The sequence below is a fragment of the Chryseobacterium herbae genome (genome assembly GCF_025154075.1).
Lineage (GTDB): Bacteria > Bacteroidota > Bacteroidia > Flavobacteriales > Weeksellaceae > Chryseobacterium > Chryseobacterium herbae.
On sequence record NZ_JAOAMU010000005.1, the window covers coordinates 63,946 to 77,191 of the forward strand.

The 13,246-nt window shown below is 39.6% G+C and carries 8 protein-coding genes; 7 read left to right on the plus strand and 1 reads right to left on the minus strand.

All coding sequences use genetic code 11. The annotated features are described in order from the left end of the window. Nucleotides 1–4 precede the first annotated feature (4 nt). The 5 genes from N0B48_RS15615 (at nucleotide 5) to N0B48_RS15635 (ending at nucleotide 8,009) form a co-directional block, all read left to right on the plus strand. Nucleotides 5–2,383: a penicillin-binding protein 1A gene (locus N0B48_RS15615; protein ID WP_259839720.1), complete on the plus strand. Its 2,379-nt coding sequence runs from the start codon at nucleotides 5–7 to the stop codon at nucleotides 2,381–2,383. A gap of 75 nt (nucleotides 2,384–2,458) precedes the next feature. Next, nucleotides 2,459–4,000 carry a protein adenylyltransferase SelO gene (locus tag N0B48_RS15620; protein ID WP_259839721.1) on the plus strand — a complete coding sequence of 514 codons (1,542 nt, stop codon included), beginning with the start codon at nucleotides 2,459–2,461 and terminating at the stop codon, nucleotides 3,998–4,000. Nucleotides 4,001–4,087: 87 nt separating this feature from the next. Continuing rightward, entirely contained in the window at nucleotides 4,088–5,422 is a 1,335-nt protein-coding gene (locus tag N0B48_RS15625; protein WP_259839722.1) for a T9SS type A sorting domain-containing protein, read from the plus strand. Nucleotides 5,423–5,790: 368 nt separating this feature from the next. Then, a complete protein-coding gene (locus N0B48_RS15630; RefSeq protein ID WP_259839723.1) occupies nucleotides 5,791–6,657 on the plus strand; it encodes a T9SS type A sorting domain-containing protein in 867 nt (288 codons plus the stop codon). Nucleotides 6,658–6,731: 74 nt separating this feature from the next. Next, complete coding sequence (locus N0B48_RS15635) at nucleotides 6,732–8,009, plus strand: DUF6080 domain-containing protein (RefSeq protein ID WP_259839724.1); 1,278 nt, start codon at nucleotides 6,732–6,734, stop codon at nucleotides 8,007–8,009. Nucleotides 8,010–8,055: 46 nt separating this feature from the next. Here the strand turns inward: N0B48_RS15635 and N0B48_RS15640 are convergent, their stop codons facing one another. After that, nucleotides 8,056–8,613 (minus strand): SPOR domain-containing protein, encoded by a 558-nt coding sequence (locus tag N0B48_RS15640; RefSeq protein ID WP_259839725.1) that lies wholly within the window; start codon nucleotides 8,611–8,613, stop codon nucleotides 8,056–8,058. A gap of 182 nt (nucleotides 8,614–8,795) precedes the next feature. Between N0B48_RS15640 and N0B48_RS15645 the strand changes: the two genes are divergently transcribed. Together N0B48_RS15645 and N0B48_RS15650 are read left to right on the plus strand one after the other, a co-directional pair. Continuing rightward, the gene (locus tag N0B48_RS15645; RefSeq protein WP_259839726.1) at nucleotides 8,796–10,151 is read left to right on the plus strand and encodes a c-type cytochrome; all 1,356 of its coding nucleotides are present in this window, start codon (nucleotides 8,796–8,798) and stop codon (nucleotides 10,149–10,151) included. Between the two features lie 23 nt (nucleotides 10,152–10,174). Further along, the gene (locus N0B48_RS15650; protein ID WP_259839727.1) at nucleotides 10,175–13,240 is read left to right on the plus strand and encodes a TAT-variant-translocated molybdopterin oxidoreductase; all 3,066 of its coding nucleotides are present in this window, start codon (nucleotides 10,175–10,177) and stop codon (nucleotides 13,238–13,240) included. The last annotated feature ends 6 nt before the right edge of the window (nucleotides 13,241–13,246 follow it).

Genomic DNA, 13,246 nt, shown 5'->3' on the forward strand with positions numbered 1-13,246 from the left:
ATCAATGGAAGACAACAGAAAAAACGTAGGAAATAAGGGAAAAACCTTCCCTCTTCCTCCCAAAAAGAACAAAAATACCTCTTGGAAAAGATGGGCTAAATTTATTTGGATTGGACTCATTGCGGTCGTTTTAGGTATTTCAGGACTTTTCTTTGCCGTTTCCCAGGGCTTTCTTGGAGAAATGCCGGATGTAAAGGAATTGGAAAACCCTGATATCTATGTGGCTTCTGAAATCATTTCATCAGACGGAGTTTTGCTTGGAAAATTTGAGAAAGAAAAAACGCAGCCTATCACCTATAAACAGCTTCCGCCTTATCTTATCTATGCTTTACAGGCAAAGGAAGATGAGCGTTTCAAAGAGCACTCGGGAATTGATTTAAAATCTATTTTGAGAGCTGTCCGATACGGAGGAGACAGAGGTGGAGGTTCTACGATCACGCAGCAGCTAGCTAAACTATTATTTACCAAAGAGCCTTCTAAAAACCCGATCAAAAGGGTGATCCAAAAATTAAAGGAATGGTCTGTTGCGGTAAGTTTAGAGAAACGATATACCAAAGAAGAAATCATTACCCTCTATTTCAATAAGTTCGATTTTACTTATAATGCGAACGGTATTGAAATGGCTTCCAAGATTTATTTTAATAAAACCACTTCAGAACTTACTCTTCCGGAAACAGCAGTTTTTGTAGCGATGTTAGAAGCTCCGATAGCCAATAACCCTATGAGAAATCCTGAACGTGCGAAGCGTAGAAGAGATGTCGTTTTACAGCAAATGTTTGAAACCGGGTATATAGATCAGGCGACTTATGACAAAGCAGTAGGGACACCAGTTGAGACAGATTATCACCCAATCAAAAACATTAGTGATGACTACTCTGCTTATTATAAGTTTTATTTAAGAAAAGAAATCGACAAATATCTTGCTGATTACGAAAAAGAAAACGGTAAGAAACTTAATCTTTACAAAGACGGTTTAAAAATATATGTGACTCTTGATTCAAAAATGCAAAAATATGCAGAACAGGCTATCAAGGAGCACTTAACAGACCTTCAAAAAAGATTTGATGCAGAACAAAGAGGCAGAAAAAACAGACCATTCTACTACCTTACAGACAAGCAGGTAACGAGTGTGATGAATCAGGCCATGAAGAGAACCGGCCGTTACAAGCAACTGAAAGCTGCCGGAGTTCCCGAAGATTCTATTTTAATGGAATTCCATAAACCCATCAAAACTTCCCGTTTTACGTGGAGTGGAGAGGAAGAGGTGGAAATGTCACCTTGGGATTCTATCAGATACCACAAACAGATTGCACAGGCAGGCTTAATGTCTATGGTCCCTGGAAGTGGAGAGATCAAAGCATGGGTAGGGGGTATAGACTGGCAACATTTCCAGTATGACCACATCAAACAGGGTAAAAGACAGGTAGGATCTACATTCAAACCTTTCGTTTATGCCACCGCGATTATGAAACTGGGTATGACTCCATGTTCAACAGTTTCCAACGGAACTTACGATCACAAAGGATGGCACGTTCCGGGAAGAGGCGGAATGCTGACGCTAAAAGATGCATTAGCTCACTCTCAAAACCCCGTAGCTGCACGTCTTATTGAAATGACAGGTGTAGATGCCGTTATCCAGACTGCAAGAGATTTGGGAGTAACAGAAGATATTCCAAGAAATAATACCATTGCCTTAGGTTCATCAGATATCACTATCTACGAAATGCTAGGAGCCTACAGTACGTTCGCCAACTATGGAAACCACAACAAACCGGAGATGATCTGGAGAATTGAAGATGCCAACGGAAGAGTGATCAAGGAAGTGAATGTAGAGCCGAAAGAAGTTATGAACCCAATGTATGCATACACCATGATTGAACTGATGAAAGGTGTTGCTCAATATGGTACGGCTTCCGGAGAATTAGGAAGAAGAGGAATTTCGAAAGCTGTGGAAATTGCCGCTAAAACAGGTACTACACAGAACAACTCTGATGGTTGGTTTATGGGAATCACTCCCAAACTGGCAACAGGAGCTTGGGTAGGATGGGAAGACAGGGCAACCCACTTCTTTGGAACCGGCGAGGGTCAGGGTGCGAAAATGGCATTGCCGATCTGGGCGATCTTTATGAAGAAAGTCTGGGCAGACAAGTCGCTGGGAATTAGCCCTGATGACAAGTTTATCAGACCATCGGACTGGAAAGATGGATGTTCAAATCTGAAAGGCCTGGGTGAAGGATATGGAGATGACGGAGGACTTCAGACGATTGACGAGATCAAAAATCCAAAAGCCCCAGATCCTACTCCTAAAAACAATACAGACAAGAAAGAAGAAAACATCAATGACAATCTTCACTCTACCGATGAGGTAGATTTCAATAAATAAATTCTCTTTTAGATATACACAAGACCTTTCAATAATTTGGAAGGTCTTGTCTTTTATAATTAATACCTTTGATCTATGAATATTGAACAGATCAAACAGCCTTTCACCGATATATTTCCAGGGGATCTTTCTGACAACCCAATGCAAAGAAATACCCCAAAAGTTTTATTTGCCAGCGCAAAGCCTGCGGGTTTTGACGGACCGAAACTTATTGCTTTTAATCAAACCCTGTCGGAAGAAATAGGCCTTGGACCTTATGAAGAAAAAGATCTGGATTTTCTCGTAGGAAACAATCTTCCCGACAATGTAAAAACCTATGCCACTGCTTATGCAGGACATCAGTTTGGAAACTGGGCGGGACAGCTTGGAGACGGAAGAGCAATCCTTGCCGGGGAAATCATCAATAAACACGGTAAAAAGACAGAAATCCAATGGAAAGGGGCCGGTGCCACTCCTTATTCAAGACATGCAGACGGAAGAGCCGTGCTGAGGTCTTCCGTACGCGAATACCTTATGAGTGAGGCTATGTTTCACCTTGGAGTTCCTACAACCAGAGCTTTGAGTCTGGCCTTTACCGGGGAAGATGTAGTAAGAGATATCATGTACAGCGGAAATCCGCAACTGGAAAAAGGAGCTGTAGTAGTAAGAACTGCCGAAAGTTTTCTGCGCTTCGGGCATTTTGAACTGATGTCTGCACAAAGAGAATATGATACCCTGCAGGATCTGGTTGATTTCACCATTGATAATTATTATCGGGAAATCAAAGCAGACGGCATTCAGAAATACAAAGAATTCTTTGAAAATATTTGCACCAGAACCGCAGACCTTATGACGGAATGGTTCCGCGTAGGATTCGTTCATGGGGTAATGAATACGGATAATATGTCTGTTTTAGGATTAACGATAGATTACGGTCCATATTCAATGATGGATGAGTACGATCTGAATTTCACCCCAAACACGACTGATCTTCCGGGAAGAAGATATGCTTTTGGGAAACAGGGGCAGATTTCACAGTGGAACCTCTGGCAGCTTGCCAATTCCCTTCACCCCCTGATCAAAGATGAAAAGTTTTTGGAGGATACTTTAAACCATTACGGAACTTACTTCTGGAAGGCTCACGATGAAATGCTCTGTAAAAAATTTGGTTTCGACGAACTCAGAGAGAGTGATGAGGAATTTTTCACCAACTGGCAGGGACTGATGCAGGAACTTCAGCTGGACTATACCCTATTTTTTAACCAGCTTGAAAAACTAAATCCTGAAAGTGACATGAAATCTCTTTTTGAAAATGTCTCCTATGTGATTCTATCAGATCAGAGGGTCAGAAAACTGGAAGATTTCGCTAAAAAATATGAAGAAAGGCTTTTATCAAATACCATTTCAAGGGAAACATCATTATTACTGATGAAACAGTCGAATCCGAAGTTTACGTTAAGAAATTATCTTCTTTATGAATGCATCGAGGAAATCAATATCGGAAATACGGAAATGCTTGAAAAACTAACGCGGGCTTTGGAAAATCCTTATGAAGAATTATATCCGGAATACTCTGTAAAGAGGCCCGCTGCCTATGATGATACAGCGGGATGCTCTACACTTTCCTGCAGCTCGTAATGCATAAAACACAGTATTTATGTTATTTAGCTAAATTATTTTCATCATACTGACGTTTTTTTTATTATTTTTAGAAAAAAAATCATTATGAAAAGAATTCTATTTTCCATTACAGCATTATTAATCAGCTCTGCTTCATTCGCTCAGTATTGGAGCACTCAAAACTCAGGATTTGCCGCCCCTTCAAGAGGAATCAGCGGCATGCAAGTCTATGATGCTAATACTGTTTGGGCTTTTGCCTACAATGGACTAATTACAACCACGAACGTTCAGGAATTTACAAAAACATCTAATGGCGGTACTACCTGGACATCTGGAAGTATCAATGTGGGCAATACCGCTTTGAAAATCACTAACATCTCTGGCGTAAGTGCTACGACAGCATGGGTAGGAGCTTTTGACAATACAGCCGGATTGGGAGGTGTATGGAAAACTTCGGATGGAGGTGCTACATGGACCAACCAGCATATGCTAACCACCGCAGGACAATCCTGGACCAATTACGTTCATTTTTTTGATGCCAATAACGGTATTATCGGTGGTGATCCTGAGAGCGGCGAGTTTGAAATTTATACCACATCCAACGGAGGAACAACATGGACAAGAGTTCCAGGTACCAGCATTCCCGACCCTCTTACAGATGAATATGGCTATAATGGCGGATTTTATGCTGTAGCCAATAATATATTCTTCTATACAGGAAAGGGAAGAATTTATAAATCAACAGATAAAGGTTTAACATGGACGGTATTGGCAACTAACTCCATCATTAGTGATTTTGGAGGAACTACCATAGCCGGAGACATGGCATGGAGTGATGCAAACACAGGAATAATTCTAAGAAAAACTTTTTCAGGTGCAACTCCTACCGGGCTACAGATCCATAGAACAACAGACGGAGGTACAACATGGGCACAAGTTACCTATACCGGAATTACGGCTGCCAATAACATCAGCGATATCACTTATATACCCGGAACCACTATTTTGGTCGCAACAAGCTCAGCCAACACAAGCGGAGGATCGTGGAAAAGCAACAATGGAACAACATGGACTGCCATAGACACCGGAATACAGCATCTAACTGTAAGATGTTCTGACGTGAACACCTGTTATTCAGGAGGGTTCAATACATCTGCTACTGTGGGAGGAATGTTTAAGTCTACGCAGGTTCTTGCAACATCTGAAGCCATAAACAAGGCAAAACAAACCTCAGTTTATCCTAATCCGACAAAAGGTGAAATCAATATTAAAACAGATCAAAAGATAAAAATGATTTCAGTCGTAGACATGTCCGGAAGAACAGTTATTAAGACAGATTCAGGAAAAACGGATTTATCTTCATTACCAAAAGGCATCTACATAATTAAGGCAGAACTTAACGACGGTACATCAATAAATGAAAAAGTGATCAAACAATAATGATCCTATTTTAAATATCTATCTAAAACTCACCACTTCTGGTGAGTTTTTTCTTTTAAAACAAGCCCAACAGCATTTTGAAACAAATATACTCATCCTAAAATCATCTTTAAGACTATTTTCCCTCCCTGATGAATCAAAGAAACAAACAACGGGAGCCTGGAAAACCGGTACGGATTCCTGAAACTCCTTAAGAAGAATTATATTCCGAATATCGCCTAAAGAAGATACCTGCCGATGACTGAATAGCTAAATACTCTACAATTTCATGCAATTATTACCGGATAAATTACAACATTTGCCGAATTTTATTGAATTTTCCACACCGTGTTATTATTTTTTCACTAATTTTAGAAAAAAATAATATTATGAAGAAAGCTCTCTTTTCTCTAAGTTTATTGCTTGGAATAACAGCAACAAATGCCCAGACTTTAATTTCTGAAAGTTTTGAAGGAACAACATTTCCTCCGACAGGATGGACAAAAACCAATACGAATGCTTCCAGAACATGGGACCTTACAGCTAACGTTTTCCCGGGAACAACAGCTCCTTCTCCTGAATTAAAAGCAAGATTTACTCTTGCAGGAAATAACTCAGCTACTATTGATTGGGTCGCAGGAGCCAATACCGCAAACTTAGTAAGTCCCGCATTTAGTCTAGCAGGCACTACGAATCCTGTTTTAAAGTTTAAAGTCAAAGTAGGCTGGTCATACATGATCAGCTCAAACGCTGGAAACCTTTTGACCCAAATCTCAACTGATGGAGGGACAATCTGGACCACATTGTGGAATGAAGATGCAGAGCCAGGATTTACAGATGATAATGACGGTAATACTGAAACAGACCTGTATAATACAGTAAATGTACAAAAATCCCTTACTGCTTATATCGGACAGGCTAACGTTAAAATTAGATTTCAATATGTTGCCACCAATGCAGATGCGGTTTCCGTAGATGACGTTCAAGTTTTGGCAAGCCCTTCATTGTCTACACAAGAAGCGGCCTCCAAATCTAAAGAATCAGTAGCACTTTACCCTAACCCTACAAAAGGAGAAATCAATATCAAAACTGACCAGAAGATTAAATCGACTACAGTTTTTGACATGACAGGTAAATCTCTATTGCAGAACGACACTGAAAAAGCGGATATTTCTTCACTTCCAAAAGGAACTTATTTAGTTAAAATCAGTTTTGCGGACGGAAGTACTTCTACCAGAAAAGTAATCAAGCAATAATCAGATTATCATAAAGATTAAAACTCACCAACCATGGTGAGTTTTTTTATTTTATTTTTGCAAAAAGCTGACACGTGTCTTTTATTAAAACAAAACTCATCTACCTCTTAAAACAGGTCTTCCCTTCTTCTTACACAGAATTAGCAGTATTTATCTTCTTTCTGATCTGTTACGGAACGTTGGGCACTTATATTGCGATTCATTACCGGATTATTTTTGACAGCAGAATTCCCTGGGATGCTTATTTCAGCTTTGACAATAAAGCAATCGTAATGACCGGCGGCAGCTTTGAAAGACATCCGTTAGCCTACTACTTTTTCAACTGGGTCAGAGAGTTCTCACTACTGATCTCAGGAGGAAAAATGGATATGACCTTCAGAATTACCCTTGCCTGGCTCAGCAACACCGCTATAAGCCTGTGTATGGTACAGATTTTCAAATATCTGAAAAACATCATCAGACTTCCGCTAAAGATCAGCCTGCTTATTATTCTGTTCTTCGGTTTGTTCTCTACCAGTATCATTCTATCTTTTACCCCTGAGAATTTCACTTATACCCTACTCTTGCTAAGTATTTACAATTATTATGCAGCTGTAAAACTCAGAAAAGATGAAAAAATACCCGGATCTGCACTTACACTTGCCGGAATTACCATTGGCGGGCTTACCATCACCAACCTTGTCAAGGTTTTTATTCCTGTATTATTTGAGAAGGGACTTTTCAGAAGCTGGAAAAAATTTGGAAATGCAGCTTTCCGAGTGATTCTTACCACTTTCTGTTTTGTCTTTCTTTATTTGCTGAGAATTGATTTTAAGTATGAAAACATCTTCTCAAAAACCAACCAGCAGTATGAAAAATTCTCCAATGTAGAATCTATTCCGGATTGGGACATGATGCTTTCTTACTTTTTTGGTGGCAGTATTCTGTTCCCGAGTTTCATGACAACGGACAAACATAATATGAAGGGTTTTGACTTTAAAGGGCTTTTAATGGAACCTTATTCATCTCCTTTTTGCTATGCTTTTATCACAGTTTTATTAGCATTGGTTTTGTGGAGTTATATTAAAAATTTCAAAAACAAACTGGTCCAGATTGTAGTCATTTCATTTCTTGTTGACATTGTCATTCACTGCGTGATGCGGTTTGGACTCCATACGTCTTACATCTACGGAGGGCACTTTGTTTTTGTCTATCCATTGCTTTTAGGATGGTTGTTTTACGCCTATAAATTACAACCTAAGACCTTATCCTTTTTGACGACAACCATGGTTATTCTGTTTGTTTTTCTTCTAGCCAATAACCTGTTCCGAATGTCAGACTTTTTCCAATTTTTAGAAACGTACTACCAATAAAAAAGCCGGGAAAATTCCCGGCTTTACTTTTATATTTCTTGAAGACTTATCTCGCTTCTGAACAGAAAATTCTATACTGTACCGCAAGAGCCGATTTAAAGTATTCTCTGATTTTTGCAAGATCAGATGATGCACTTTGTTTAGTGAAATAGCTTCCCGCTAAAATTTTATAATTCGGTCTTAAAGAAGCATCCGTTTCCACTTTCAGGTTCGGGAATCTTTTTCTGAAGTAAGATTTCACCTCGTTGGCCTCTTCATTACTTTTAACGGTAGTGATCTGAATTTTGAAACCTAAGATCCTCGGATTCTTTCTGCAAATCTCCGCATTGCTCAATTCTCTGCTCGGAATATAGATTTTGGGAGGTTTTGTGGTATTTACCATTCCACTATCGGTATTATTTTCTCTTACGGAAGAACCCGAAGGACCTCCAGTAGTTCGGGAACACTTATCTTCAATTCCTCCCAAAGCAGCACTTACTTTGGAATCCATGGTCATAATTAGCTCTGTACCGGACAGCGTATCTTTTTGAACAACCTGTTGGGCTTCAATACTATAAAACCCAAATAAAGATATTATTGAAAATATTTTGATTAAATTTCTCATTTAAACTTGTTTCTGCAAATCTATTAAAATTAAAAAATTATACCAAACAACACTATTTAGAATCAATACAAATTAAACGTAAATGATATTTTCCCTTTTCCATATACCGTTAAATTCCTGTTAAAAATATTATTTTTGCGGAATTGATTGGTTCAATATTTTACTAACATAAGATAATTTAAATGATTAGTTGGAGAAAGCATTATAAACAAACGTTGATCGCAATAGGCTTATTGCTATCGACAAGTGCTTCAATTTACGGGCAAGACGGCGATCCTAAAAACGGAGAGAAACTTTTCAAAGCAAATTGTACTGCATGTCACGCGCTGGACAAACAGGTAATAGGACCACCTCTAAAGGGTGTTGTAGAACGTGTAAAGACAGAGGGTGGTGTAGACAAAGATTGGCTTCACAAGTGGATCAAAGACAACAAAGCTCTAAGAGCTTCTGGGGATAAATACGCCAATGAGATTTTCGAAAAATTTAATAAGACTGAAATGTTGCAGTTTCCTAATCTTACGGATAAGGACATTGATGACATTTTAGCATTCACAACTAATCCGCCGGCGCCAGAACCGCCAAAAGCAGATAAGGCTACCGCTACAGATGGAGCAGCAGCTCCAGCAGATAAGACCACTTCCAGTGTTGTTATTATCTCGCTTCTTGCCATAGCAGCTCTATTGGTTTGGATCTTAATTAAACTGAGACAATTGGTTAAATTAGGTCAATCTGAAGACTTAGCGGGACTTAACGCAACAAGAGTTAAATCTTTCAGCGAAATTTATGAGAAGTACCACTACGTAGGTAAAGCAGTATTGGGTATCCTTGCCCTTCTTGCCGCTTACGGAGTTTGGAACTGGATCATGTGGATCGGTGTTTACAAAGGGTACAAGCCTGAGCAGCCTATCTACTTCTCTCACAAAATTCACGCGGGAGAACAAAAAATCGACTGTCAGTTATGTCACTCTAGTGCCAAGTATGGTAAAGTATCTGAGATTCCATCGATGAACGTTTGTATGAACTGTCACAGAACAATTTCTGAGTACAATGCAGACCACTACATGGAGCCAGGAAAAGATAAAGCATTCTACGACGGTGAAATCCAGAAGATCTATGCCGCTACAGGCTGGGATCCTGCCAAACAGGTATACACTGGAAAAACACAGCCGGTAGAATGGACCAGAATCCACAACATGCCAGACTTCGTGTACTTCAACCACTCTCAACACGTAGTAGCGGGTGAACAAGCGATCATTAATTCTTTCAACAAAAAGAATCCTAACAACAAAATTGATGTTGTATGTAAAGCTTGTCACGGAAAAATTGATACAATGAATGTTGTTCAAATGGCTAACGACTTCACCATGGGATGGTGTATCGAATGTCACAGAACTACTGAGGTTGATATGAACAACGGTTATAATAAAGAATACTTCAAGAATCTACATGACAAGTTGAAAAAACAATATCCTCAGGATGGCGGTAAGATCACTGTAGATGCAATTGGAGGTCTTGAGTGTGGTAAATGTCATTATTAATAACTAAAAAATTAGAAGTATAAATGGCTTCAAACAAAATACAATTTAGAAGTATTCATGAACTTAAAGACCCAGCTTTGAATAATAAGCTGGCTCAGAAAGAGTTTCAGGAAGAAATTCCGGTAGAAGATTTCCTTGGAGATGCTGAACAGAACGGATCCAGTACTTCAAGAAGAGATTTCTTAAAAATATTAGGATTCTCTACAGCAGCCGTAACATTGGCTGCCTGTGAAGCACCGGTAATTAAAACGATTCCTTATGTGGTAAAGCCACACGACATTATTCCAGGGGTTCCGAATTATTACGCTTCAACTTATTTTGACGGATTCGACTTCGCCAGTGTTTTAGTAAAGACCCGTGAAGGAAGACCTATCAAAATAGATCCGAACCCGGCAGCAGGTGATTTAGGAACAACTAATGCAAGAGCTCAGGCAAGTGTACTTTCTCTTTATGATAACGATAAAGTAAAGCAGCCTAAACTGGACGGTAAAGACGAAACTTTCGATAAAGTAGATAGTTTTGTTCTTAAAGGTCTGGCAGATGCAAGTGCAGCAGGTAAAAAGATCGTGCTTTTGTCACACTCTTTCCCTTCTCCTACTTTCAAAAAGCTATTTGCAGAATTCAAAGCTAAATATCCAACTGCGGAACTGGTAACGTATGATGCGTATCCTCACTCTGCAGCTTTAGATGCCGCTCAGGAAGTATTCGGACAGAGAGCATTGCCGGTTTATGACCTTAAAGGTTCAGAATTGGTCGTTTCTTTCCAGGCTGATTTCTTAGGAGATTACAACGGAGCAAGTTTAGAAACATCTTTCGCAGCAGCAAGAAAGCCAGGACCCAACATGTTGAGACACATTCAGGTGGAATCAAACATGTCATTAACTGGTGCTAATGCTGACTCAAGATACAGATTAAAGCCAAGTGCAGTAAACAAAACTCTAGTTGAAGTTTACAATGCAATCGTAGGTGGTGGTACTTCTGATAAGACCGCTACTGAAATTGCAACAGAACTTAAAGCGAAAGGCAGCAAAGCTGTTGTTTTAGCTGACGGTTCTAAAGGAGCACAGGTTTTAGCACACTTAATCAACCAAAAATTAGGTTCAGTAGCTTTCACAGGTAAAGCGAACTTCCTGAAAGAATTTGATAAAGCAAGATACCAGGAATTCTTAGGATGGGTAAATGCAGGTCAGGTTGGCGTATTGATCGCAAACAACGTAGACCCTATCTACTCTCATCCGAAAGGAGAAGATTTCAAAAAATCTTTAGCTAAAGTTGCTTGTGTAGTAGCCGTAGCGGATAAGAAAAATGAAATGTACAAAGCAGCGAAAGCTGTAATCCCGGTAGCAAACTGGCTGGAGTCTTGGGGTGATATCGAACCTCAGACCGGCGTATATTCATTAATGCAGCCTACGATCCAGAAGATCTACAAATCAAGACAGATTGAAGAATCTCTATTGGTTTGGAAAAATGGTAAAAACAACGCTGCAAACAATTACTACGACTATCTGAAAGGAAGTGCAGCATCTATCTTAGGCGCTACTTCATTCAACAAAGCTTTATATAACGGTATCACGACTTCCAATAATGCCACTGCATTATCTTATTCAGGAGGAAATGCTACTCAGGCTATTGCTGAATTAGGAAACTTCAAGGCTTCCGAATTAGAATTAGTATTATATACCAAGCCTTCAATGGGTGACGGTACTCAGGCCAACAACCCTTGGCTTCAGGAATTACCGGATCCTATCACAAGAATGTCTTGGGATAACTATCTGACTATTTCTCCAAAAGATGCAGAAAAATTTGCGATTGATAACGATCTTAATGCAAGAATGCAGCTGGATGGTTCTATTGTAAACCTTACTGTAAACGGAGTAACAATAAAAGACGTTCCTGTATTCGTTCAACCGGGACAGGCAGAAGGATCAGTAGGTCTTGCGCTTGGATACGGTAAAAAAGATTCCGGAACGACTGCTGATACTGGGGTAAACGCTTATCCATTATTCGACGGTACTAACTTAACTGTTTCAGGAGTTAAGATCGAAAAAACAGGAGAAGATCACGAATTCGCAGGTATCCAGCTTCAGAATACATTAATGGGACGTTACGAAATCGCTAAGGAAGTTCCTTTGGCTGAATTCATCAACGTAGCTTTCGATGACGAACATAAAGGATGGAACAAGCCTTTGGAATATCACACGATCAGTGGAGCTCTTCCAGCAAGAAAGATTGACCTTTGGGATGCTTTCGATGATACAGACGGACCTCACTTCAACTTATCAATCGACTTGAACTCTTGTACTGGTTGTGGAGCATGTATCATTGCTTGTCAGGCAGAAAACAACGTTCCTGTAGTAGGTAAAGAAGAGATCAGAATGTCCAGAGATATGTATTGGTTAAGAATTGACCGTTACTATTCTTCTAGACAGAAAGTAGAAGTATACGAAGGATTGAAAGAAGGAATGGCAGTACCTGAATTGTACGGTACAGCATTCGGAGACGGAGGTGCATTAAACCACCCTGCAGACAATCCAGATGTAATCTTCCAGCCGGTGATGTGCCAGCACTGTAACCACGCTCCTTGTGAAACTGTATGTCCGGTAGCGGCTACTTCACACGGTAAGCAAGGTCAGAACCATATGGCTTACAACAGATGTATCGGTACCAGATATTGTGCAAACAACTGTCCATACAAAGTAAGACGTTTCAACTGGTTTACTTATAACCTGAATGATAAATTCGACTTTAATCAAAATAACGATTTAGGAAGAATGGTGCTTAACCCGGATGTTGTGGTAAGAACGAGAGGGGTAATGGAGAAATGTTCAATGTGTATCCAGGAAACTCAAGCTACAATCTTAGCTGCTAAGAGAGAAAACAGAAAAGTATCTGACACTGAATTTAAAAATTCTTGTGCTTGTGCTGCTGCTTGTTCTACTGGAGCAATGACGTTTGGAGACATGAATGACAAAGAATCTGAAGTGAGAGAATTATATTCTAGCAACAGAAGATATTATTTACTAGAGGAGATCGGCACAAAACCAAACGTGTTCTATCACACTAAAGTAAGAAACAGAGTAGAAAAATAAAGTTTA